20 protein-coding genes are annotated in these 22904 nt (G+C 72.2%); 8 read left to right on the top strand and 12 right to left on the bottom strand.

Annotated features, from left to right (window positions below; all coding sequences use genetic code 11):
* The first annotated feature begins 114 nt into the window (after positions 1–114).
* Positions 115–1017, top strand: a complete 903-nt coding sequence (locus tag ACF1BN_RS27895) for an LLM class flavin-dependent oxidoreductase (RefSeq protein WP_392334353.1) — start codon at positions 115–117, stop codon at positions 1015–1017.
* A 146-nt stretch (positions 1018–1163) separates the two neighbouring features.
* Positions 1164–2576, top strand: a complete 1413-nt coding sequence (locus ACF1BN_RS27890; protein WP_392334352.1) for a hypothetical protein — start codon at positions 1164–1166, stop codon at positions 2574–2576.
* On the opposite strand, the gene ACF1BN_RS27885 is transcribed toward ACF1BN_RS27890, so the two are convergent.
* The 5 genes from ACF1BN_RS27885 to ACF1BN_RS27865 all read right to left on the bottom strand — a co-directional run bounded on the left by ACF1BN_RS27885 (position 2545) and on the right by ACF1BN_RS27865 (position 7605).
* Positions 2545–2997, bottom strand: a complete 453-nt coding sequence (locus tag ACF1BN_RS27885) for a hypothetical protein (protein WP_392334351.1) — start codon at positions 2995–2997, stop codon at positions 2545–2547. The genes ACF1BN_RS27890 and ACF1BN_RS27885 overlap by 32 nt on opposite strands.
* Before the next feature lie 64 nt (positions 2998–3061).
* Positions 3062–3604, bottom strand: coding sequence for an RNA 2'-phosphotransferase (locus ACF1BN_RS27880; RefSeq protein WP_392334350.1), 543 nt, complete (start codon positions 3602–3604; stop codon positions 3062–3064).
* A gap of 96 nt (positions 3605–3700) precedes the next feature.
* Positions 3701–4642, bottom strand: a complete 942-nt coding sequence (locus ACF1BN_RS27875; RefSeq protein WP_392334349.1) for a MerR family transcriptional regulator — start codon at positions 4640–4642, stop codon at positions 3701–3703.
* A gap of 318 nt (positions 4643–4960) precedes the next feature.
* A complete protein-coding gene (locus tag ACF1BN_RS27870; RefSeq protein ID WP_392334348.1) occupies positions 4961–6760 on the bottom strand; it encodes an SDR family oxidoreductase in 1800 nt (599 codons plus the stop codon).
* Complete coding sequence (locus ACF1BN_RS27865; protein ID WP_392334347.1) at positions 6760–7605, bottom strand: M24 family metallopeptidase; 846 nt, start codon at positions 7603–7605, stop codon at positions 6760–6762. The genes ACF1BN_RS27870 and ACF1BN_RS27865 overlap by 1 nt, the downstream gene beginning before the upstream one ends.
* A 260-nt stretch (positions 7606–7865) precedes the next feature.
* Here ACF1BN_RS27865 and ACF1BN_RS27860 point away from each other — a divergent pair, with 260 nt between their 5' ends.
* Genes ACF1BN_RS27860 through ACF1BN_RS27845 form a run of 4 tightly spaced genes read left to right on the top strand, consistent with a single transcriptional unit; the run spans position 7866 to position 11374 of the window.
* Positions 7866–8831, top strand: a complete 966-nt coding sequence (locus ACF1BN_RS27860; protein WP_392334422.1) for an ABC transporter ATP-binding protein — start codon at positions 7866–7868, stop codon at positions 8829–8831.
* Positions 8828–9730, top strand: a complete 903-nt coding sequence (locus tag ACF1BN_RS27855) for an ABC transporter permease (RefSeq protein ID WP_392334346.1) — start codon at positions 8828–8830, stop codon at positions 9728–9730. Before ACF1BN_RS27860 ends, ACF1BN_RS27855 begins: the two co-directional genes overlap by 4 nt.
* Entirely contained in the window at positions 9727–10638 is a 912-nt protein-coding gene (locus ACF1BN_RS27850) for an ABC transporter ATP-binding protein (RefSeq protein WP_392334345.1), read from the top strand. The genes ACF1BN_RS27855 and ACF1BN_RS27850 overlap by 4 nt, the downstream gene beginning before the upstream one ends.
* 16 nt (positions 10639–10654) lie before the next feature.
* A complete protein-coding gene (locus ACF1BN_RS27845; RefSeq protein ID WP_392334344.1) occupies positions 10655–11374 on the top strand; it encodes an ABC transporter permease in 720 nt (239 codons plus the stop codon).
* A gap of 21 nt (positions 11375–11395) precedes the next feature.
* Here the strand turns inward: ACF1BN_RS27845 and ACF1BN_RS27840 are convergent, their stop codons facing one another.
* Both ACF1BN_RS27840 and ACF1BN_RS27835 read right to left on the bottom strand, forming a co-directional pair.
* Positions 11396–12667: a CynX/NimT family MFS transporter gene (locus tag ACF1BN_RS27840; RefSeq protein ID WP_392334343.1), complete on the bottom strand. Its 1272-nt coding sequence runs from the start codon at positions 12665–12667 to the stop codon at positions 11396–11398.
* Complete coding sequence (locus tag ACF1BN_RS27835; RefSeq protein ID WP_392334342.1) at positions 12664–13374, bottom strand: FadR/GntR family transcriptional regulator; 711 nt, start codon at positions 13372–13374, stop codon at positions 12664–12666. The genes ACF1BN_RS27840 and ACF1BN_RS27835 overlap by 4 nt, the downstream gene beginning before the upstream one ends.
* Before the next feature lie 150 nt (positions 13375–13524).
* Here ACF1BN_RS27835 and lpdA point away from each other — a divergent pair, with 150 nt between their 5' ends.
* Together lpdA and ACF1BN_RS27825 are read left to right on the top strand one after the other, a co-directional pair.
* Positions 13525–14928, top strand: coding sequence for a dihydrolipoyl dehydrogenase (gene lpdA / locus ACF1BN_RS27830; protein ID WP_392334341.1), 1404 nt, complete (start codon positions 13525–13527; stop codon positions 14926–14928).
* A 125-nt stretch (positions 14929–15053) separates the two neighbouring features.
* On the top strand, positions 15054–15704 hold the full coding sequence (locus ACF1BN_RS27825; RefSeq protein WP_392334340.1) for a rhomboid-like protein: 651 nt from the start codon (positions 15054–15056) through the stop codon (positions 15702–15704).
* 133 nt (positions 15705–15837) lie between these two features.
* On the opposite strand, the gene ACF1BN_RS27820 is transcribed toward ACF1BN_RS27825, so the two are convergent.
* The 5 genes from ACF1BN_RS27820 to ACF1BN_RS27800 all read right to left on the bottom strand — a co-directional run bounded on the left by ACF1BN_RS27820 (position 15838) and on the right by ACF1BN_RS27800 (position 22884).
* Positions 15838–16644 (bottom strand): HAD family hydrolase, encoded by an 807-nt coding sequence (locus tag ACF1BN_RS27820; RefSeq protein WP_392334339.1) that lies wholly within the window; start codon positions 16642–16644, stop codon positions 15838–15840.
* Positions 16641–17930: a serine--tRNA ligase gene (gene serS / locus ACF1BN_RS27815; protein ID WP_392334338.1), complete on the bottom strand. Its 1290-nt coding sequence runs from the start codon at positions 17928–17930 to the stop codon at positions 16641–16643. The genes ACF1BN_RS27820 and serS overlap by 4 nt, the downstream gene beginning before the upstream one ends.
* A 466-nt stretch (positions 17931–18396) precedes the next feature.
* Positions 18397–19332 carry a prephenate dehydratase gene (gene pheA / locus ACF1BN_RS27810; RefSeq protein ID WP_376597886.1) on the bottom strand — a complete coding sequence of 312 codons (936 nt, stop codon included), beginning with the start codon at positions 19330–19332 and terminating at the stop codon, positions 18397–18399.
* Between the two features lie 228 nt (positions 19333–19560).
* Positions 19561–20868 carry an iron uptake transporter deferrochelatase/peroxidase subunit gene (gene efeB / locus ACF1BN_RS27805; protein ID WP_392334337.1) on the bottom strand — a complete coding sequence of 436 codons (1308 nt, stop codon included), beginning with the start codon at positions 20866–20868 and terminating at the stop codon, positions 19561–19563.
* Positions 20869–22884, bottom strand: coding sequence for a copper resistance CopC/CopD family protein (locus ACF1BN_RS27800; RefSeq protein WP_392334336.1), 2016 nt, complete (start codon positions 22882–22884; stop codon positions 20869–20871).
* Between the last annotated feature and the right edge of the window lie 20 nt (positions 22885–22904).

Raw genomic sequence — 22904 nt, 5'->3', positions numbered from 1 at the left:
GCGTGGATGTGCGCGTGGGTGGTGCGGGTGCGGGTGCGGGTGCGGGGCGGGGCTCGTACCTGCGTGCCGTCACGGTGAGCGAGGGCTCGCGGCCGTCCGACGTACGCTCGGGGCATGAGCCTGCGTCTGAGCACCGTGATCCTGCCTGTCGACCGCTGGCACGAGGGCGGCCGCGCCACGTGGCGGCGAGCCGAGGAACTCGGCTTCCACGCCGCGTACACCTACGACCACCTGTCCTGGCGCAGCTTCCGCGACGGCCCGTGGTTCGGCGCCCTGCCCACCCTCACCGCCGCCGCGACCGCCACGGAGCGCCTGCGCCTCGGCACCCTCGTCACCTCGCCCAACTTCCGGCACCCGGTGACGCTGGCCAAGGAGCTGATCTCGCTCGACGACGTCTCCGGCGGCCGGGTCACCCTCGGCATCGGTGCCGGAGGCAACGGCTTCGACGCCACCGCGCTCGGCCAGGAGCCCTGGACGCCGAAGGAGCGCGCCGACCGCTTCGCCGAGTTCGTCCCGCTGCTCGACCGGCTGCTCACCGAGGACGCGGTGACAGAGAGCGGCACGTTCTATTCGGCCGACGAGGCCCGCAACATCCCCGGCTGCGTGCAGCGCCCCCGGCTGCCGTTCGCGGTGGCGGCGACCGGGCCGCGCGGGATGCGGCTCGCCGCCCGGCACGGGCAGGCGTGGGTCACCACGGGCGACCCCAAGCTGTACGAGACGGGGACGGCGGCCGAGTCCGTGGAGGCCCTGCGCGGCCAGGTCGAGCGGCTCGGCAAGGCGTGCGCGGAGATCGGCCGGGACGTGACCGACATCGACAAGGTGCTGCTCACCAGCTTCACGCCCGAGAAGAACACGGTGCTCGACTCCCTGGAGCGCTTCGTGGACTTCGCCGGGACCCACCGCGACCTCGGTTTCACCGAGATCGTCATCCACTGGCCGATCCAGGACTCGGACTTCGCGGCCGACCAGGCCGTCTTCGAGACCATCGCCACGGAGGCCCTCGGCCGCCTCGGCTGATCCGACCCCGAGGACCCGCCGCCGGCAGGGGGCGGGACCTCCCCCATACTCCTGCCATGCCCACGCCCGTCCCACCGAGCCCGATCCCGGGCACTGCTCCCGCTCCGGATCCGATATCCCTTCCGCCCGGCCCTCTGGTCGACGGCGTGCCCGACTGGAGGCGTATCGGCGCGGCGGCCTGGTCGGCGGCGGGGCCGGGTCCGTGGGCGCGGCCGCTGTGGTCCGTCCTGGCGCTGCTGGTGTCGGTGGTCGCGGCGTTCGCCACGGAGCCGGTGCCGGTGTGCAGCGACGTGGCCCCGTGCGGTCCGGACTGGATAGATCCGGCGCAGACGGGCCTGGCCATCGGCGTGCTGTGCTGGAACGCCCGGCTCCCCGAACTCACGCTCGTCGCCGCCCCGCCGCTCGCCTTCCTGGTGGCGGCCGAGCAGTTCCCCGCCCCCGGGACGGCCTCCGCGGTGGCGAACGCGGCTGTGCTCGCCGCCCTCGCCCTCTGCTGGGCAGCCGCCTGCGAACGTCTGACCGCTCGCCGCCGGCAGCGCCGGGTCTTCGAACGGGCCTCCGGCGCGGTCGTCCGCACCCTCGCGCCGGCCCGCCTGCCGCTGCGGGGGAAGCGTCGGCTGATCGGAGGGGCGACACTGTGCGCCGTCGCCGTCGTCGCCGCTCTCATGGGCCTGCGCGGTGTGCACGCGGACGAGGACCGGGCCGCCCGGGCGACGCGTATCGAGGCCGAGGTCACCAGCCGCACGGACGAGTCGGTACGGCTCCGCACCCACGACGGGCGCCGGCTCGACGTCGAGTCCTTCTTCCCCGAGGACCACCGCCTCGGAACCACCGTCACGGTGCTGGAGGACGGCCCGTGGCGGCGGCTCGCCGCCGAACCGTACGACGCCTTCGGCCTGCAGCTGCTCGCCCTGGTCGCGGCGGTGCCGGGCATCTTCCTGTCGGCAGCGGGACTCCGGGCCCTCCACCGTTCCCGGGTACGGCGCCGGGGCGGGCTGCCGGCCCTGTGCGTACGGGTGGCGGCCACCGGGGAGGGCACGGTCAGGGTCCACGGCCTCGACGGGACAGGAGCGGACAAGCCGCTGTTCTCCGTCGACATGGCCTCCGCCGGCGCCCTCGGCGATGACGGCGACGGCGACAGCGACAGCGACAGCGGAAGCGAAGGCGGCGAGGGCAAGAAGGGAGAGAAGCACGACCCGGACGACGGCCTGGGCGACGACGGGATGGACGACGGCATGGGCGACGGGATGGATGACGGGATGGATGACGACGCGGATGACGACGTGGGCGACGGGATGGACGACGACGTGGACGTCGAGGCGCCCGCGTTCAGCGCTCGTCGCGACGCCGTGGTGATCGGCGCGCCCTACGAGGGCGCGGAACTGGTCCTCGTCCTGCCCACCAGGGACGGCGGCCCCCACCCGGTCGTCCTCCTCGCCACCACCCAGCTCATGTGGGGCGGGAGACGGGGCGGCCGAGTCCGCCGAGGCGGGTGCCCGGGGGCGTGCGGTGCGGGCGGGCGTTCCGTCAGCGGAATCGGCTGCTCAACCACGGGGTGAGCGTCACCGTCGGGACGAGCTCCTTGTAGGTCTCGCCGCCGGGGACGGGGACGATCAGCCACTGTCCGGGCGGGAAGAACCGTCCCTTCACATGGGCCAGACCCGTGTGGATCGCCCGGACGAAGCCGGGGACGGCGTCCCTCGGCACGTCGGCGAACTCGACGCCGTCCACCGTGATCCTGGCGTCGCCCTCCGGATAGAGCTGCACGGAGAGGTACGGAGAGCCGCTGAGCTCGATGAAGGCCTCGTGCGGCAGCGAGCCGTCCCCGTCGAGCACGTCGAAGGCGCCTGCCGAGGTCCGGCGCGTGGTCTGGTCCGCGCCGATGTCGTCGGTGACCGTGATCTCCAGGTGGAACTCCTCCGCGAGTGCGCGGACGGCGGTCACGGCGGCCTGGGTGCTGGGCAGGTGCGGTTGCGACATGACCCGATCATGCCTCAGCCGCGCGCGACCACCGGGCGTCGCCCATGGGCCCGGGACCTCCCCGTCAGCCGGGAAAGCGGATGTACTCCGCCGGTACCGCCGCGGTCAGCCAGACCCCGTTGGCGCTGACCCGGAACTCGTGTCCCGCCAGGTGCATCGCTCCGGAGTCCACGCTCAGCACCACCGGCCGGCCGCGTCTCGCCCCGACCCTGGTGGCCGTCTCGCGGTCGGGGGAGAGGTGCACGTCGTGGCGGGCCATGGGCCGCAGCCCCTCGGCCCGGATCGCGGGAAGCCGGTCGGCGACCGTACCGTGGTACAGGTACGCGGGCGGTTCGGACGCCGGCAGGTCCAGGTCGACGCTGATCGTGTGGCCCTGGCTGGCCCGGATCCGGGTGCCCTCGACGGCGAAGCGCTTCTTGTCGTTGGTGGCGACGACATGGTCCAGCTCCGCGCGGCTGATCGGGAAGTCGTGGTCGGCCGCGGCGCCGAGCAGGGTGTCGATCTCCGTCCAGCCGTGCTCGTCGAGCGTGAGCCCGATCCGCTCGGGCTGGTGCCGGAGATGCTTCGACAGGTACTTCGACACCTTCACCGTGCGGCGTTCGTCCATCGTTCTTCCCCGTTCAGGTTTGATCCACAACCAAAGTGGTTTATCCACAGGCCAGTTGACGATTCTGTGGACAACTGCCCTGAGGAATCAAATGGTTTAGTGAATCGTGGGGGAATTAAGCGCATTTACCGTCAATGCATCCAATGTCCTTTTATTGAGCTCGCGTTCGGTGGCAGCCGCCACGAAGGGCGCGACGTTCTCCGGGCCGACGAGCGCCTGTACGGCCCTGATCGTGCCGACCGGTAGCTGCACCGTGCGTGGCTCGTCGTCGCGTACGGGCGGCGGTTCGGGGGAGAGGTGGATCTGGAGATGACGGGTCGCCAGAATGCGCATGGCCCTGGCGAGTTCGGCGTCCACGGTCTGCTGGGCGAGCGGGCGGAGGCGCCGGACCATCGTGGCCGCCTCGGCGGCGTCGGAGTCCGTCGGAGGGCGATGTTCCAGATAGCGGGCGAAGACGTGCTCGGTGGTGAACTCCAGGAAGCGGCCCGCTATGTGCTCGACCTGCTCCCGAAGTTCCCTCAAGTGCCCGGTGATTGCGGAGAGCGGCACGCCGGCCGCGTGCAACTCCACCGCCACCGCCAGCTCCTGGGGGCTCGGGACCAGATACTCCTCGGCCTCCCGGCCCGGGATCCGTTCCAGCACACCCAGCTCGACCGCTTCCCTGACCGCCTCCTCGTCCGGGGTGCCGCCGAAGCGGGCGTCGAGCTCGGCGCGGGTGATCCGGGCCGCCTCCTCGTCCGTCCACGGCCCCTGGACCTCGGCGACGAGCCCGAGCACCCCGCCCAGCCCCCGGCCGGTGTCCCAGGCGTCGAGGAGCTCCTTGATCGAGGCCAGGGTGTACCCCCGGTCGAGCAGGTCCGCGATCTGGCGCAGCCGGGCCAGATGGCTGTCCCCGTACACGTTCGACCTGCCCCGCCGTTCGGGGCGGGGCAGCAGGCCACGGTCCTGGTAGGCGCGGATGGTCCGTACCGTGGCCCCGCTGTGATGGGCGAGATCCTCGATCCGGTACTCCGGTCGTACTGCTGACTGCTCGGACAAACCCGCTCCCACCGACCGATCGCTCCACCCCGCGCGGGGCCCCTCCTGCCAGGGATCGTACGACCGCCCCGCCCGACCCGGCCCCCGGGCGGACGAGCGGAACCCCGCCCGGCCCACCCGGGGCCCTGTCACGCGGCCGCCGTCTCCGCTGCTCCGGCGCCTCCGCTGCTCCGGCGGCCGCGCCAAGTCGCCGTCCCAGCTGCTCCGCCGTCTCCGCTGCTCCGGCGGCTGTGCCACGCCACCGTCCCAGCTGCTCCACCGTCCCAGCTGCTCCGCCGTCCCCGCTGCTCCGCCGTCTGCGCTCCGCCGCCGTCCCCGCTACGCCGGCGGCTGCCAGCGGGCCAAGGCGCGCAGGGCGCCCGGGGCAAGTCGGGAGAGGGCATGGGCGCCCCGCGCCTCCGGGGTGACCGGCACCACCGCCCGGTCGTGCAGCACCGCCCCCAGGATCGCGTCCGCGACCTTCTCCGGCGGGTAGTTGCGCAGCCCGTACAGCCGGGAGGCCTTTCGCTGCCGCCGCTTCTCCTCCGCGGCGTCCGTGACTCCCGCGAACCGCGCCGTCGCCGTGATGTTGGTGTTCACGATGCCGGGGCAGATCGCGCTCACCCCGATGGACTGCCCGGCCAGTTCGGCCCGCAGGCACTCGCTCAGCATCAGCACCGCCGCCTTCGAGGTGCTGTACGCCGGCAGCGCCCGCGAGGGCTGGAAGGCCGCCGCCGAGGCGGTGTTGACGATGTGGCCGCCCTGGCCGCGCGCCGCCATCTGCGCCCCGAATATCCGGCAACCGTGGATCACGCCCCACAGGTTGACGTCCAGGACCCGCTTCCACTCCTCGCTGGTGGTCTCGAAGAAGGAGCCGGTGAGCCCGATCCCCGCGTTGTTGACGAGGACGTCGACGACGCCGTGGTCGGCGGCCACCTTGGCGGCCAGCTTCTCCATCGCCTGCTCGTCGGAGACGTCCACCGTCTCGCCCCAGGCGCCGGGGGCGCCGATCAGCCGTGCCATCTCCGCGGTCCGGGCCGCGCCCTCGCCGTCCCGGTCCACCGCGACGACCCGCGCCCCGGCCTCGGCGAAGGCGAAGGCGGTGGCCCGTCCGATGCCGCTGGCGGCGCCGGTGACCAGCACCAGCTGTCCGCCGAACCGCTCCGCGTACTCCGGCCGCACCCCGCTCCTGGCCGTCGTCTCCGCCACCGGCCGAGGTGCCCGCGTCTGCGGCTCCTCGTGGGTGCGGACGAAGTCCGTGATCCACTCGGCCAGTCGGTCGGGCCGGGTGCGCGGCACCCAGTGCTTGGCCGGCAGGCTGCGCCGGGTGAGCTCCGGCACCCAGGTGCCCAGGTCGTCGTAGAGCCGCTCGGAGAGGAAGGCGTCCCCGGTCGGCGTGATCAGCTGGACGGGCGCGTGCGCGAAGGCGTCGGCGCGCGGCCGGGAGAGGCGGGCCCGGACGTTGTCCCGGTAGAGCCAGGCGCCGTTGGCGGCGTCGCCGGGCAGCGACGGCGTCGGGTAGTCGCCCGCGGGGATCTTCTCCACCCGCTCCAGGAGCTTCGGCCAGCGCTTGCCCAGCGGACCGCGCCAGGCCAGCTCCGGCAGGGCCGGGGTGTGCAGCGCGTACACGTACCAGGACTTGGCGCCCTGGCCGAGGAGCTGCGCGACCCGGCGTGGGGTGGGGCGGGTCATCCGGCGCTTGATCCAGTGCCCGAAGTGGTCGAGCGAAGGCCCGGAGATCGAGGTGAAGGAGGCGATCCGGCCCTCGGCGCGCCCCACGGTGACGAACTCCCACGACTGCACCGAGCCCCAGTCGTGCCCGACCAGATGCACCGGCCGGTCGGGGCTGACCGCGTCGGCGACGGCCAGGAAGTCGTCGGTGAGCTTCTCCAGGGTGAAGCCGCCCCGCAGCGGCGCCGGAGCCGTCGAACGCCCGTGACCCCGCACGTCGTACAGCACGACGTGGAACTCGTCGGCGAGCCTCGCCGCGACCTCGGACCAGACCTCCTTCGAGTCCGGGTAGCCGTGCACCAGCACTACCGTCGGCCGGTCGGCGTCGCCGAGCTCGGCGACGCACAGCTCGATCCCGCCCGTCCGGACCCGGCGCTCCCGCGCCCCCTCGAGTCCCGCGCCCGCCATCACGCCGCTCCTTCGTTCCATCGCCGCACGTGCGGCAGGTCGTCGTCCAGCCAGAACGCGCTCTGCTCGGGGTCCCTGGAGTCGGTGACGACCAGGATCTCCTCGAACTTCGCGCCCGTCCCCCGGAAACCGAGGTGCGGCTCGACCGCCCAGAGCCCGGGAGCGGGCGGGTGGTCGGAGAACTTGTAGGGGGACCAGAGGGGCGACCAGCCGTCCCGGTGACCGTGCACGGCGTCGCTCAGCAGGCCCTTGAGGGACTGCGTGCCGAAGCCGAACAGGGTCGGCGCGAACCGCCGCTCCTTCACCCGGTCGATCTTGTGCGCGATCACGCCGAACGGATAGGCCCGGTGCCGGTTGGCGTACCCCTGGCGGACCATGAGCCGGTCCACGTCCTCGTATATCTCGCGCAGACTCCGCCGCTCGCGCACCTCGCGCAGGATCAGCTCGCGGTGCTCCCGCAGGTCGGCGAGCAGCTTGTCGTGCAGCGGGTTGAGCCCGAGGCAGCCGCTGTAGCCGACGTCCGCCGTGTATCCCCTGTACACGGGCGCCATGTCGAGGATGAAGGGCATCCCCGCCTCCAGACGCCGGTCGGTGGGGAAGAACTGGAGCGGGATCCTGAAGTCGGCGAAGGCGGTGCGGTCGCCGAACCAGGCGAAGGGCCGGTGGAACCAGTCCTTCACCCCGCGCTCGTACAGCCACTCGCGCTGCATCCGCGCCGCCTCGCGCTCGGTGACGCCGGGCCTGAGCTGGGCCGCGACCGCCTCCGCGCAGGCGTACGAGAGCCGCTGTACTTCCCTGAACCCCCGCAGTTCCGCGGTCAGTTCGCTTGCCACTGCTGAGGTCATGCCACCCGCCCGTCCGGTGTGAGCGCTCGGTCGCCCTACGCGTCCGTAACTTGACACCGATGAATGTGACAATGCACGGGGGCTACGTCAAGGGGTGTGCATAACCCCCTGTGGAAAACTCGGCCCGCGGCGGCCGGCCGGAGCCCCGAGCGACTTTCGTCGCGACCTCCCTCAGGGTCCGTACGCCGGAAGTCGGAGAGGATTCGATCCGTAGGTCTGACGACCTCTGTGGGATTCGCCACTACCTTCGAATCGTGACTGTGATCGCCACCGAAAGCCTCAGCAAGCGGTTCCCCCGGGTGACCGCGCTCGACCGGCTCTCCCTGGACATCGGGCCCGGTGTGACCGGACTGGTGGGTGCCAACGGAGCCGGCAAGTCCACGATGATCAAGATCCTGCTCGGCCTCTCCCCCGCCACGGAGGGCAGCGCCGAGGTCCTGGGTCTCGACGTCTCCACGCACGGCCCGGAGATCCGCGAGCGCGTCGGGTACATGCCCGAGCACGACTGCCTCCCGCCGGACGTCTCGGCCACCGAGTTCGTCGTCCACATGGCGCGGATGTCAGGCCTGCCGCCGACCGCCGCCCGCGAGCGGACGGCCGACACCCTGCGTCACGTCGGTCTCTACGAGGAGCGCTACCGCCCGATCGGCGGCTACTCGACCGGCATGAAGCAGCGGGTCAAGCTGGCCCAGGCCCTCGTCCACGACCCCAAGCTGGTCCTCCTCGACGAGCCGACCAACGGCCTCGACCCGGTCGGCCGGGACGAGATGCTCGGCCTCATCCGCCGCGTCTGGACCGACTTCGGCATCTCCGTGCTCGTCACCTCCCACCTCCTCGGCGAGCTGGAGCGGACCTGCGACCACGTCGTCGTCATCGACGGCGGCAAGCTGCTGCGGTCCAGCTCCACCAGCGACTTCACCCGCACCACCACGACCCTCGCGGTCGAGGTCACCGACTCGGACGCCCACCCGGACGGCACCGGCGCGCTGCGCGCCGCCCTCGCCGCCGCCGGCGTCACCCTCCACGAGGGCGTCGAGGAGGGCCTGCCCGGCGCCGGTCACATCCTGCTCCTGGAGGCCGCCGGCGAGGAGACGTACGACCTGGTGCGCGACACCGTCGCCGGCCTCGGCCTCGGCCTGGTCCGCATGGAGCAGCGCCGCCACCACATCGCCGAGGTCTTCCGTCCCGAGGCCGCCGCGCAGCACGAGGAGGTCAAGGCCCGATGAGCACTCCCGCCCCCGAGGCCGCCCCCGACACCACCCGGATCCACAACATCGGATACCGGTCCTACGACGGCCCCCGGCTCGGCCGCTCCTACGCCCGTCGCTCGCTCTTCTCGCAGTCCCTGCGGGGGGCGTACGGCCTGGGCCGCAGCGCCAAGTCGAAGGTGCTGCCGATGCTGCTCTTCGCGGTGATGTGCGCGCCCGCGCTGATCATCGTCGCGATCGCGGTGTACCTGAAGAGCGACAAGCTCCCGATGCAGTACACCGAGTACGCGATCTACCTCCAGCTCGTCATCGCCGTCTACCTGGCCTCCCAGGCCCCGCAGTCGGTCTCCCGCGACCTGAGGTTCCGGACGGTGCCGCTGTACTTCTCCCGCCCCATCGAGCGGCTCGACTACGTGCTCGCCAAGTACGGGGCGATGGCCTCGGCGCTCTTCATCCTCACCGCCACCCCGCTGCTGATCATGTGGATCGGCTCGATGCTGGCCAAGATGGACTTCGCCGAGCAGGCCAAGATGTTCGGCCAGGGCCTTGTCTCCGTCGCGGTCCTCTCCGTGCTCTTCGGCGGCATCGGCCTGGTCATGGCCGCGCTCACCCCGCGCCGCGGCTTCGGCGTCGCCGCGGTGATCGCCGTCCTCACCATCTCCTACGGCGCGGTCTCCACCCTTCAGGGCATCTCCTACGCCACCGAGAACACCGAGGCGATCACCTGGCTCGGGCTCTTCTCCCCCCTCACCCTCGTCATCGGCCTGCAGAACGCCTTCCTCGGCGGCCCCGCGGCCTTCCCCGGCGAGGCGGAGGTCAGTGCCGGCCTGGGCGTGGTCTACCTGCTGTTCGTCCTCGCGCTCATCGCCGCCTGCTACGGCATCCTGATGCGCCGCTACCGAAAGGTCGGACTGTGAGCACCTTGCACATCGACCACGTCTCCCGCTGGTTCGGAAACGTCGTCGCGGTCAACGACGTCACCATGTCGATCGGCCCGGGCGTGACGGGTCTCCTCGGCCCGAACGGCGCCGGGAAGTCCACCCTCATCAACATGATGGGCGGCTTCCTCGACCCCTCCACCGGCAGCGTGACCCTCGACGGCGAGCCGGTCTGGCGCAACGAGTCGGTCTACCGCTCCATCGGCGTCGTCCCCGAGCGGGAGGCGATGTACGACTTCCTCACCGGCCGCGAGTTCGTCGTGGCCAACGCGGAGCTCCAGGGCCTCGGCGACGCGGAGGCCCAGCGGGCCCTCGCCACCGTGGAGATGGAGTACGCGCAGGACCGGAAGATCGCCACGTACAGCAAGGGCATGCGGCAGCGCGTGAAGATGGCCTCGGCCCTCGTCCACGAGCCGTCCGTGCTCCTCCTCGACGAGCCGTTCAACGGCATGGACCCGCGCCAGCGGATGCAGCTCATGGAGCTGCTGCGCCGGATGGGGGCGGAGGGCCGCACGGTGCTGTTCTCCTCGCACATCCTGGAGGAGGTCGAGCAGCTCGCCTCCCACATCGAGGTGATCGTCGCCGGCCGGCACGCCGCCTCCGGCGACTTCCGCCGGATCCGCCGCCTGATGACCGACCGCCCGCACCGCTATCTGGTCCGTTCCAGCGACGACCGGGCGCTCGCCGCCGCGCTGATCGCCGACCCGTCCACGGCCGGCATCGAGGTCGACGCGGTGGACGGCGGACTGCGGATCCAGGCCGTCGACTTCGGCCGGTTCACCGAACTGCTGCCGAAGGTCGCGCGTGAGCACGGCATCCGGCTGCTGACGGTCTCGCCCTCGGACGAGTCCCTCGAATCCGTCTTCTCGTATCTCGTCGCGGCCTGAAAGGAGCATGACCCCGATGTACGACCCCACCGTCGCCCGGCTCACCTACCGGGCCCTCCTCGGCCGCCGCCGGGCGGCGATCCTCTTCCTGCTGCCCGGCCTGCTCCTGATCATCGCCGCGGCCGTCCGCGCCATCAACGGCGCGGACGACCAGGTCGCGGCCGACCTCCTCGGCGGCTTCGCGCTCGCCACGATGGTGCCGCTGATCGGCGTCATCGCCGGCACGGGCGCGATCGGCCCGGAGATCGACGACGGCTCCATCGTCTACCTGCTCTCCAAGCCGGTGAAGCGGCCGACGATCATCATCACCAAGCTGATCGTGGCCATCGCCGTGACCATGGCCTTCTCGGCCGTGCCCACGCTGATCGCCGGCTTCATCCTGAACGGGAACGGGCAGCAGGTCGCCGTGGCCTACATGGTCGCCGCCCTGGTCGCCTCCATCGCCTACAGCGCGCTCTTCCTGCTGCTCGGCACGATCAGCAGGCACGCCGTGGTCATCGGCCTCGTCTACGCCCTGGTCTGGGAGGCCCTGTTCGGCTCCCTGATCGCCGGCGCCCGCACCCTCAGCGTCCAGCAGTGGGCGCTCGCCCTCGCCGAGAAGGTCACCGGCGAGGGGCTGATCAGCTCGGACGTGGCGCTGCCGACGGCGTCGGTGCTCCTGGTCGCCGTCACGCTCGGCGCCACCTGGTTCGCCGGGCACAAGCTGCGCACGCTGAAGCTGGCGGGCGAGGAGTAGGAGCGGCCGCCCGGACGGGCGTCAGACGGTACGGTCGCGGGCGGCGAGCAGGCCGACGCCCGCGGCCGCCGCGCAGACGCCCAGCACCAGCGAGATCGGCAGCGTCCACGAGCCGGTCGCCTGGTGCAGGGCACCGGCCACGAGCGGCCCCGCGGCCGCCAGCAGGTAGCCGACCGTCTGCGCCATCCCGGAGAGCCGGGCGGCCGTCGGGGCGTCCCCGGTACGCAGCACGATCAGGGTCAGGGCGAGCCCCAGGGCCCCGCCCTGACCGACGCCGAGGACCGCCGACCAGAGCCAGGCGCCCTCGGCCGGGGCGACGAGCAGCCCCGCGTAACCGGCCCCGACCATCGTCGTCACCAGCGCCACCAGCGGGCGCTGGTCCCGCATGCGGCCCGCCAGCAGCGGCACCGCGAAGGCCCCGGCGATCTGGATCAGGTTGTTGAAGGCGAAGACCACACCGGCCTCGGAGCGGCTCATCCCGTGGTCGGTGAAAATCGTCGGCATCCAGGCGATTAGCACGTACGACCAGAGCGACTGCAGGCCCATGAAGAGGGTCACCTGCCAGGCGAGCGCCGAGCGCCACACGCGCGTGGGGGCGGCGCCGGCGGCCGGGACGGCCCGTACCTCGTGACCCGTACGGCCCCGGGCGATCAGCACCTGCGGCAGCCAGGCCACCGCCGCCACGACCGCGAGCAGCGACCAGGAGCCGAGCGAGCCCTGCCAGCCGCCGCCGAGCGCCTCCTCCAGGGGGACGGCGGCCGCCGCGGCCACCGTCGCGCCCGCGACCATCGCCCCCGTGTAGACGGAGGTCATGGTGGCGGCCCGGTCCGGGAAGTCCCGCTTGATCAGGCCCGGCATCAGCACGTTGAGCAGGGCGATGGCCGTGCCGACGAGGACCCCGCCGCCGTACAGCGCCGTCACCGAGGGCAGCAGCCGCAGCAGGATGCCGCCGGCGAGCAGCAGGAGCGCGGCGAGGACGATCCGCTCGGCGCCGAAGCGGCGCCCCAGCCAGGGCGCGACCAGCGCGCCGAGGCCCAGGAAGAGCACCGGGATCGAGGTGATGAGCGAGCCCGCGGTCGAGGAGAGGCCGAAGGCCCCGGCCATCTCGCCCACCAGCGGCGCCACGCTCGCCAGCGCCACCCGCATGTTGAGCGAGGCGAGCACGATCCCGACGAGCAGCAGCACCGGGTGGGCGAGCAGCGCCCGCCGCGCGGCCGCCCCGGCGGACGACGGCCGTACGTCGGCCTCGGCGTCGACCAGTACGCGCGCGGGGCCCGTTTCCGTCCCCCTCACGCGCGTGCCTCCGGTTTCGGCTCGGCGGCCGTCTCCTCCATGAGCGCCGCCACCGTCTCCGCCGGCACCCGCAGCAGTTCACGGGCCTGCCGTTCGGCCGCGTCCGCGTCGCCCGCCTCGACGGCGGCGACCAGGGCCTCGTGGGCGTCGATGTCGACCGGCGGCATCGCGCGGTCGCCGAGCGCCTCGACCAGGACCTCGTGGACCTGGGTGGAGAAGAAGCGGTAGACCTCGATGAAGGCGGTGTTGTGGGTGGCGGCGACCACCGCGAGGTGGAAGGCGAGGTCGGCGTCGGCGTCCCGGTCGCCCTCCTCGCGCAGCGTGGTCAGGGCGGCCCGCAGCCGCAGCAGGTCATGGGTGTCCCGCCGCTCCGCCGCGAGCCTGGCCGCCTCGGCCTCCAGGGCGGTCCGCAGCTCCAGGACGTCCCGGGCGCCGGCGTGCCGGACTCCGTGCAGGACGGCGGCCGGGTCGGCGGTGGAGCGGACGAAGGTGCCGTTGCCCTGCCGCGACTCCAGGAGCCCGGCGTGGACGAGCACCCGGACCGCCTCACGGACGGTGTTGCGGCCGACGCCGAGCTGCTGGGCGAGCTCGTGCTCGGTCGGGATGCGGTCCCCGACGGCCCACTCGCCCTCGGCGAGCTGCGCCCGCAGCTGCTCCACCGCGGAGTCCACCAGCGAGGTGCGCCCCGCCGCTCTCAGTGCCGCCATCCGCTCCGTACCTCCCATGATTCGCCCGGTTGCCCAGTCATCCTACAAGTAATCCACAGAGTGACCGATCCGCCGGGGCGCCGCCCGGAGACCGGACTACTGTGGGCTCGTACGTGCACCGAACACCCTCATCACCCTCGGGAGTCAGTCATGTCAGACCGCTTCGACGTCGTCGTACTCGGAGCTGGCCCCGGCGGCTACGTCGCCGCCATCCGCGCCGCCCAGCTGGGCAAGCGGGTCGCGGTCGTCGAGGAGAAGTACTGGGGCGGTGTCTGCCTGAACGTCGGCTGCATCCCCACCAAGGCGCTGCTCCGCAACGCCGAACTGGCGCACATCTTCAACCACGAGGCCAAGACCTTCGGCATCAAGGTCGACGGCACGGTCACCTTCGACTACGGCGACGCCTACCGCCGCAGCCGCACGGTCGCGGACGGCCGCGTCAAGGGTGTCCACTTCCTGATGAAGAAGAACGGCATCACGGAGTTCGACGGCCGGGGCACCTTCCTCGACGCGAACACCCTCCAGGTGTCCAAGTCCGACGGCACCACGCAGACGATCACCTTCGACAACTGCATCATCGCCACCGGCGCCACCCCGCGCCTGCTGCCCGGTACCGCCCTCAGCGACCGCGTCGTCTCGTACGAGCAGCAGATCCTCGCCGAGGACGCCCCGAAGTCGATCGTCATCGCCGGCGCCGGCGCCATCGGCATCGAGTTCGCGTACGTGCTCAACAACTACGGCACCAAGGTCACCATCGTCGAGTTCCTCGACCGGATGGCCCCGCTGGAGGACGAGGAGGTGTCCAAGGAGCTCGCGAAGCAGTACCGCAAGCTCGGCATCGACGTCCTCACCTCGACCCGCGTCGAGGCCATCGACGAATCCGGCCCGCAGGTCCGCGTCACCGTCACCGGCAAGGACGGCGCGAGCAAGGTCCTGGAGGCCGACAAGGTCCTCCAGGCCATCGGCTTCGCCCCGAACGTCTCCGGCTACGGCCTGGAGAGCACCGGTGTGGCCCTCACCGAGCGCGGCGCCATCGACGTCGACGGCCGCTGCCGCACCTCCGTGCCGAACATCTACGCCATCGGCGACGTCACCGCGAAGCTGATGCTCGCGCACACCGCCGAGGCCATGGGCGTCATCGCCGCCGAGACCATCGCGGACGCCGAGACCATGGAGCTCGACTACGCCATGATCCCGCGCGCCACCTACTGCCAGCCGCAGATCGCCAGCTTCGGCTACACCGAGGCGCAGGCCCGCGAGAAGGGCTACGACGTCAAGGTCGCCAAGTTCCCCTTCATGGCGAACGGCAAGGCGCACGGCCTCGGCGACTCCACCGGTTTCGTCAAGATCGTCGCCGACGCCAAGTACGGCGAGATCATCGGCGCCCACCTGATCGGCCCCGACGTCACCGAGCTGCTGCCCGAGCTGACCCTGGCCCAGCAGTGGGACCTCACCGTGCACGAGGTCGCGCGGAACGTCCACGCCCACCCGACGCTGGGCGAGGCCGTCAAGGAAGCGGTCCACGGCATCGCCGGCCACATGATCAACTTCTGAGACCGGTCGTTCCCCGAGGCCCCGCCCGGCCTCACAGGTCTCCCACGGTTTCAGGTGATAGGCACTGGGAAGTGCCGAGCGAAACCTTCCCGGGTGGCGAACCGTCCCGACCGATCAGGTCGTGGGTGCGTTCGTCACCCGGTACGCATCTCTGGCTCGCCGTCATCACGGTCACGAGCCTCACCCTCGCGCTGGCCCCGGCCGGCCTGGACGCCCACTTCCTCCACCGCAACAGCAGCAACCTCCACCAGCTCGCCCACCACCCGGTCCGCGCACTGCTCGGCAGCGCCTTCTGGATCGAGAACCCGGCGGACCTGCTGCTGTACGCCCTGCTCTTCGAGACGCTGCACGCGCCCGTGGAGCGCTGGCTGGGCACGGGCCGGTGGCTCTTCACCGTCGCCGGCGCGCACATCGCGGCGACCCTCGTCAGCCAGCAGGTCGTGCTCCTGGCGATCCGCGAACACGACGTGCCCCGCAGCATGGCGCACGTCGTCGACATCGGCGTCAGCTACGGCCTCGCCGCCTCCGCCGGGATCCTGACCTACCGAATTGTCCGGCCCTGGCGGTGGCTCTACCTGGCCGCCGTGGTGGCCTTCTTCCTCGTGCCGCTGCTCGCGAGCCGTACGTACACCGACCTCGGGCACGCGATCTCGCTCGCGATCGGCCTGGCCTGCTATCCGCTCACCCGGCACCCGCTCACCCGGCACCCGCACCTACCGGTGTCGACGCCCCGCGGAAAACCGGTCGACCGCGAACGGAGGCCCGGAGCACACTAGTTGTGCGGGGGACACGGGGGATCCCCCGGTGGCGGCCGCTTCGAGCGCGCGGATCCCGGTCCGCGCGGGCCGCGACCGACGAAGGCCCCGCTCCCAAAGGGAGCGGGGCCTTCGCACGGAATCTCCGGCCGGGTCAGTCGGCCAGCAGGCGCTCCAGGACGATCGCGATGCCGTCCTCCTCGTTGGTGGCCGTCACCTCGTCCGCCACCGCCCGCAGCTCCGCGTGCGCGTTGCCCATCGCGACCCCGCGCGCGGCCCAGCCGAACATCGGGATGTCGTTGGGCATGTCGCCGAAGGCGATGGTGTCCGCCGCCTTCACACCGAGCCGACGCGCCGCCAGCGAGAGGCCGGTGGCCTTGCTCAGACCGAGCGGCAGGATCTCCACGATCCCCGGGCCGGCCATGACCACGTCGACGAGCCCGCCGACGGTCGCCCGCGCGACGGCGGTCAGCTCGTCGTCGGTCATCGCCGGGTGCTGGAGGTAGAGCTTGGTGAGCGGCGCCGCCCAGACCTCGGCCGGGTCCTCGTACGGCACATAGGCGAGCGGCCCCTCCTGTGCCCGGTAGCCGGGGCCCACCAGGACCTCGCCCTCCAGACCGTCGCGGCTCGCGGCCAGCGCCAGCGGGCCCACCTCCGCCTCGATCTTGGAGAGCGCGAGGCCGGCGAGCTGCCGGTCCAGGGTCAGCGAGGTCAGCAGCCGGTGCTCACCGGCGTGGTAGACCTGCGCGCCCTGGCCGCACACCGCGATCCCCTCGTAGCCGAGGTCGTCGAGGATGTGCCGGGTCCAGGGCACGGCCCGGCCGGTGACGACGATGTGCGCGGCGCCCGCCGCCGTCACCGCGGCGAGAGCCTCCCGGGTGCGGTCCGAGACGGACTCGTCGGACCGCAGCAGCGTGCCGTCGAGGTCCGTCGCGACCAGGCGGTAGGGGAAGGCGCTCACTTGGCGATCGGCTCCAGGACCTCGCGCCCGCCCAGGTACGGCCGGAGGACCTCCGGGACGCGTACCGAACCGTCGGCGAGCTGGTGGTTCTCCAGGATGGCGACGATGGTGCGCGGGACGGCGCACAGCGTGCCGTTCAGCGTGGCGAGCGGCTGGACGGTCTTCTTGCCGCCCTGCTCCTCGCGCATGCGGACCGAGAGGCGGCGGGCCTGGAAGCTGTCGCAGTTGGAGGCCGAGGTCAGCTCGCGGTACTTGCCCTGCGTCGGGATCCACGCCTCGCAGTCGAACTTGCGGGAGGCCGAGGAGCCGAGGTCACCGGTGGCGACGTCGATCACCTGGAAGGGCAGCTCCAGGGCGGTGAGCCACTGCTTCTCCCAGTCCAGGAGCCGCTTGTGCTCGTTCTCCGCGTCCTCGGGCGCGACGTACGAGAACATCTCGACCTTGTCGAACTGGTGGACGCGGAAGATGCCGCGGGTGTCCTTGCCGTACGTGCCGGCCTCGCGGCGGAAGCAGGGCGAGAAGCCCGCGTACCGCAGCGGCAGCTTGTCGGCGTCGATGATCTCGTCCATGTGGTACGCGGCGAGCGGGACCTCGGAGGTGCCGACCAGGTAGTAGTCGTCCTTCTCCAGGTGGTACACGTTCTCCGCGGCCTGGCCGAGGAAACCGGTGCCCTCCATGGCGCGCGGACGGACCAGCGCGGGGGTGAGCATCGGGATGAAGCCGGCCTCGGTGGCCTGGGCGATGGCCGCGTTGACCAGGGCGAGCTCCAGGAGGGCGCCGACGCCGGTCAGGTAGTAGAAGCGCGAGCCGGAGACCTTGGCGCCCCGCTCTACGTCGATGGCGCCGAGCGCCTCGCCCAGCTCCAGGTGGTCACGGGGCTCGAAGCCCTCGGCCGCGAAGTCGCGGACGGTGCCGTGCGTCTCCAGGACGACGAAGTCCTCCTCGCCGCCGACCGGCACGTCCTGGTGGACGATGTTGCCGAGCCGGAGGAGGAGCGTACGGGCCGTGTCGTCGGCCTCGTTCTGCTCGGCCTCGGCGGCCTTGACGTCGGTCTTGAGCTGCTCGGCCCGCTGGAGGAGCTCGGCGCGCTCCTCCGGGGTGGCCTTGGGGATCAGCTTGCCGAGCGCCTTCTGCTCGGATCGGAGCTCGTCGAAGCGGACGCCGGACGACCTGCGCCGCTCATCGGCGGAGAGCAGGGCGTCGACGAGGCCGACGTCCTCTCCACGGGCGCGCTGGGAGGCGCGAACACGGTCGGGGTCCTCACGGAGCAGGCGAAGGTCAATCACCCCACCAGGCTACCGGTGTGCGCTCGCGCGACCCCACCGGATATGCGGGCGCGTATTGGTATGCCCGAATTGAGTTTCTTGTGGGGGTCTTCGAGATTCCCTTGGGTCGAGTTATCCACAGGGTGTGCGGAAGTTCTGTGGATTTCGACTCCGCCACCTCTGAAATGCGTGATCAAACACCATTCGAGCACCCATTTCGAGGGGAATCACTCGCTCCGGAGGGTGAATGGTGAGGGGTCGCTCTGACGTGGACAACTGCGGTGCCTGTGGACGGAGTCCATGTGCGCGAGGGGTGGCAAGGGTGATTTGTCGACCTTGTCGAGAGCGGGTGTCGACTTGTCCCCAGCCTGCACCGTAAGCCTGTGGATAACTCTTGGGGGAAACCGAAAAGTATGCAGGTAGGACTAACGATGCTCGCCTGTGGATGACCGAACGCACGACGCGTGCTGATCGGTCACCATCACGATCAGGCCCTGCCGTCCTGGGCCCTCGCCAGCCAGTCGGAGGCAGCCGTGAACTCCTCGTCCGAGGTCCCCCGCCGCAGTGGCCTGACGTCCGCGCGGGACGCGCCCGCCCGCGGATACGAACCGAGGAAGCGCACCTGCGGACAGATCCGCTTCAGACCCATCAGCGCCTCGCCGACCCGCCGGTCCGAGACGTGGCCCTCGGCGTCCACGGCGAAGCAGTAGTTCCCGATCCCCGCCCCCGTCGGCCGGGACTGGATCAACATCAGGTTCACCCCGCGCACCGCGAACTCCTGGAGGAGTTCCAGAAGGGCACCCGGATGATCGTCACCCAGCCACAGCACCACCGAGGTCTTGTCCGCGCCGGTCGGCGCCGCCGGCCGGGCCGGCCGGCCCACGAGCACGAAGCGGGTCTCCGCGTTCTCCGCGTCGTGGATCTCCTTGACCAGTGCCTCGAGGCCGTACGTCGCCGCCGCGAACTCACCCGCGAAGGCCGCGTCGAACCGTCCCTCCTGCACCAGCCGGGCCCCGTCCGCGTTGGAGGCGGCCGACTCCCACACCGCCTCCGGAAGGTGCTTGCGCAGCCAGTTGCGCACCTGCGGCTGGGCCACCGGGTGCCCCGTCACCGTCTTGACGTCCGACAGCGAGGTCCCGGGGCGCACCAGGAGCGCGAAGGCGATCGGCAGCAGCACCTCGCGGTAGATCATCAGCGGCTCGCCCGAGGCCAGCTCGTCCAGGGTCGCCGTCACCCCGCCCTCGACCGAGTTCTCGATCGGCACGAGCGCGGCGGCCGCCTCCCCGTTCCGTACGGCGTCGAGCGCGGCCGGGACGGAGACCATGGGGACGAGCTCCCGCGTGGCCGCCTCGGGCAGGCTCCGCAGCGCGGCCTCCGTGAAGGTGCCTTCGGGGCCGAGGTAGGTGTACCGGGTGGCGGACATACCGTCACCCTAATGCGCCCCGGCCCCCGGCCCTGCCCCGTCTCAGCCCTCAAGCGGGCCCCGGCCCGGCCCCGCACCATCCCTTTCACCGGCTCGCGCCGCCGGACCGGTGCCCCGGGCCCGTGCGGGGCTTCCGTCCGGGGCCCGGGTCAGGCTCCCGTCCGGGGCCCGGGTCAGGCTCCCGTCCCGGGACCGTGCCGGCCCCCGGCCTCCGGCCCGCTTCGGGCGTCAGCCCTCCAGGAGCCGCTGACCGACGTACTCGCCCTCGGCGGCCCCGCCCGGCACGGCGAAGAGGCCGCTCGACTCGTGCCGGACGAAGGGGGACAGCGCGTCGCCCCGGTCGAGCTTGCGCTGCACCGGGACGAAGCCGCGCAGCGGATCGGCCTGCCAGCAGATGAAGAGGAGCCCCGCGTCCGGGGTGCCGTCCGTGCCGATCCCGTCGTGGAAGGAGAAGGGCCGGCGCAGCATCGCCGCCCCGCCGTTCTGTTCGGGGGCGGAGATCCGGGCGTGGGCGTTGTCGGCGACGGCGAGCTTCCCGTCCGGGTCCCGCTTGTCCAGGTCCAGCGGGGTGGTCTCCGAGCCGCCGGACAGCGGCGCCCCGTCCGCCTTGCGGCGGCCGATGACCCGCTCCTGCTTCTCCGTCGACAGCCCGTCCCAGTCGTCCAGGAGCATCCGGATCCGCCGCACGACCGCGTACGAGCCGCCCGCCATCCAGTCCTGGGCACCGGTCGCCCCGGAGGGGACGAAGATCCGCCGGTCGAAGTCGGCGTCGCTGGGCTTCGGGTTGTTCGTGCCGTCGACCTGGCCCATCAGGTTCCGGGCCGTCATCGGACGGGCGGTCGCCCCGGCCGAGCGGTTGAAGCCGTTCATCTGCCAGCGCACCCGGGCCGCGTCGCCGGCGTCCTTCTGGAGCGCGCGCAGTGCGTGGAAGGCGACCAGGGCGTCGTCCGCCCCGATCTGGACCCACAGATCGCCCTCCGACCGCTTCGGGTCGACCGCGTCGGAGGAGAAGGCGGGCAGCGGGTCGAGCTGGGTCGGCCGGCGGGCGGCCAGCCCGGTCCGGTCGAAGAAGGTGCGGCCGAAACCGAAGGTGACGGTGAGGGAGGACGGGCCCGCGTCCAGCGCGATCCCGGTGTCCGCGGACGGCGCGTCTCCGGCCATCAGCGTCCGGGCCGTCGCCGACCAGCGGCGCAGCAGCGCCGCGGCCTCCTTGCGACCGGCGCCCGGGGCGAGGTCGAAGGCGACCAGATGGCCGCGCGACTGGAGCGGGGTGGTGATGCCGGGCTGATGTTTCCCGTGAAACCTCACCTCGGTGGCCCCCACCGAGGTGAGGGCCTGCGGTCCGCCGGCCCCCGGCGTCGAGCCGCCGTCGGAGCCGGCCGCCGCGATCCCGGCACCGCCGGCGGCGCCGATCACGAGGCCGGCCGCGCCCGCCGCGCCGACGGTGCCGAGCAGCCGGCGCCGGGAGATGTCGAGATGGCCGCCGTCGGACGAGGGGGCGGCGGCGTGGTCGGTCACGGGGTTGCTCACGGGCATTCAGCCGATCTTGACGTTCTTCTCGATGGTGGTCTGATCGATGTCGGAGGTACGGACCGTCACCTGGATCCGCCATTCGCCGGGCAGCGGCAGCTGTACGCCGCTCGCGCTCCAGTGACCGGTCTGGATCCGGTCCGGGGCGACGGGCAGCGGACCGACGCCCTTCTCCTCCAGGGTGAGGTTCACCTTGATCTCGGGGACGTCCAGCGGCTTGCCGTTGGGGCGGTCCACATAGAGGTGCAGGGCGTTGGCGCCGGTGCGGCCCGGGTCGAGGCTCAGCCGCACGACGCCCTTGCCGTCCACGCCACCGGTGTCGAAGGGCAGCCGGATGTCCACCGGGCGGTCGGGCACCGCGGCCGAGCCGGCCGCGGCGCCACCGGTCCTGGCGGCCTCCTCCTCGGTGCGGCCGGGTTCGGTGGCGGTGAGGACGGTGGTCACGGCGAGCAGGACGACGGCCACGGCGGCCTCGGTCAGCACCGAGCGGCGCAGCCCGGTCCGCTCTGGGTCCGCGTCCCGCGCCTTCTTCCGGCGGGCGGTGGCCACGGCGGCGCGCTGCCGGGCGAGCTGGGCGGCCCGCTCGGCGTCCGGCGCCTCCTGGGCGTCCTGCTCCTGAGGCTCCTCTTCGTCGGAGTCCGGCTCGGCTTCCGACTCCGGACCCGGACCCGTCTCGTTCCTCGTCTCCGTCCCCGTTCCGGTCCCCGTCTCCGGACCCGCACCGGGATCCGTCCCCGCCTCTGGATCCGTCCCCGTCTCCGGGCCCGCACCGGCGGTGCGTTCCGCCAGTCGCTGGGTCCAGCGGCGGGATATCCATGCGATGCCGACGAGCACGCCCATCAGGCCGATCTTGACCAGCAGCAGCTGCCCGTACCGGGTGCCGGTGAGGGCGGACCAGGAGCCGACCTGGCGCCAGGACTGGTAGATGCCGGTGGCGACCAGGACGGCGACCGAGGCGAAGGCGACGCGGGAGAAGCGCTCGACCGCGGAGCGTTCCACCGAGGGCGCCCGGTAGAGGGCGACCAGCAGGGTGGTGAGTCCGCCGAGCCAGGCCGCGACCGCGAGCAGGTGCAGGATGTCGACGGGCATGGCGATGCCCGGCTGGATGCCGGTGGAGGCGTGCTCGGCCAGGGCCCAGGTGCCGGCGATGCCCGCGGCGACCACGGTGCCGCCGAGGCCCAGGCCGAAGGCGAGGTCCTTGCGTTCCTTCGGGTCGGTGCGCCGGGCGTACGCGCCGAAGAGGACGGCGACGAAGAGCGCGGCCGCCCCGAGGAGCAGCAGCCGGGAGGTGAGCGCGGCTCCGGTCTTGGTCTGGAGCACGGCCTGGAGCACGGTCAGGTCGAAGGCGTCGGCGAGCTTGCCGGAGCCGGTGTACGGGCCGCGCAGCAGCAGCATGACCAGAGTGGCGCCGGTGAGCGTGAGCCAGCCCCGGACCACGGTCTGCTGCACCGGCCGGACGCTCGCACCGCGCGGCCAGCAGAGCAGCACGAAGGCGCCGCCGCCGACGAGGACGGCGAAGCTCGCGTACGACAGATAGCGGGCGATCCCGTAGAGGGCGCCGACGATCCCCCCGCCGGCCGCCTGCTCGGGCAGGGCGACCGAGGTGGCGGAGGGGGCGCCGATGGAGAAGGTGAAGGCCCCGGCGATGGGGTGGCTGTCGGCGGAGACGGTCTGCCAGGCGACGGTGTAGGTGCCGTCCGGCAGACCTGCCCGCAGGGCGACGCCGTACTTGACGACGGCGCCGCTGCACAGGTCGATGATCTCGCCGGTGTCGGCGCGCCGGCCCGAGGGGTCGAGGACCCGGATCGAGTCGGGGCTCATGGCGACCTGTTCCGAGAAGGTGAGGCCGACCTCCTTGGGGGCGGTGGCGACCACCGCCCCGTCCTTCGGGTCGCTCCCGGTCAGGGCCGCGTGCGCGGAGGCGGGGGCGGCGCCGGCGAGGAGCACGCCCAGGAGCGCGGCCGCGAGAACGAGCAGCCGGGCCAAGGCGGTGCCGAGGCGCGGGGCGGTGGGTGTCGTCACTGTGTCACTCCGTCAACGAG

The sequence above is a fragment of the Streptomyces sp. NPDC014861 genome, assembly GCF_043081625.1.
Taxonomy (GTDB): Bacteria; Actinomycetota; Actinomycetes; order Streptomycetales; family Streptomycetaceae; genus Streptomyces.
The sequence above is the reverse complement of the archived record's forward strand: the minus strand, read 5'-3'. Positions and strand labels throughout refer to the sequence as shown.

Excerpts from the sequence above, each read along its gene's own strand:
- ACF1BN_RS27870 (WP_392334348.1), bottom strand. The coding sequence starts at position 6,760 with ATGGCGGGCGCGGGACTCGAGGGGGCGCGGGAGCGCCGGGTCCGGACG.
- ACF1BN_RS27835 (WP_392334342.1), bottom strand. The coding sequence starts at position 13,374 with ATGGCGGCACTGAGAGCGGCGGGGCGCACCTCGCTGGTGGACTCCGCG.
- lpdA (WP_392334341.1), top strand. The coding sequence starts at position 13,525 with ATGTCAGACCGCTTCGACGTCGTCGTACTCGGAGCTGGCCCCGGCGGC.
- ACF1BN_RS27845 (WP_392334344.1), top strand. The coding sequence starts at position 10,655 with ATGTACGACCCCACCGTCGCCCGGCTCACCTACCGGGCCCTCCTCGGC.
- ACF1BN_RS27880 (WP_392334350.1), bottom strand. The coding sequence starts at position 3,604 with ATGGACGAACGCCGCACGGTGAAGGTGTCGAAGTACCTGTCGAAGCAT.
- ACF1BN_RS27865 (WP_392334347.1), bottom strand. The coding sequence starts at position 7,605 with ATGACCTCAGCAGTGGCAAGCGAACTGACCGCGGAACTGCGGGGGTTC.
- ACF1BN_RS27885 (WP_392334351.1), bottom strand. The coding sequence starts at position 2,997 with ATGTCGCAACCGCACCTGCCCAGCACCCAGGCCGCCGTGACCGCCGTC.
- ACF1BN_RS27855 (WP_392334346.1), top strand. The coding sequence starts at position 8,828 with ATGAGCACTCCCGCCCCCGAGGCCGCCCCCGACACCACCCGGATCCAC.
- pheA (WP_376597886.1), bottom strand. The coding sequence starts at position 19,332 with ATGTCCGCCACCCGGTACACCTACCTCGGCCCCGAAGGCACCTTCACG.
- efeB (WP_392334337.1), bottom strand. The coding sequence starts at position 20,868 with ATGCCCGTGAGCAACCCCGTGACCGACCACGCCGCCGCCCCCTCGTCC.
- ACF1BN_RS27895 (WP_392334353.1), top strand. The coding sequence starts at position 115 with ATGAGCCTGCGTCTGAGCACCGTGATCCTGCCTGTCGACCGCTGGCAC.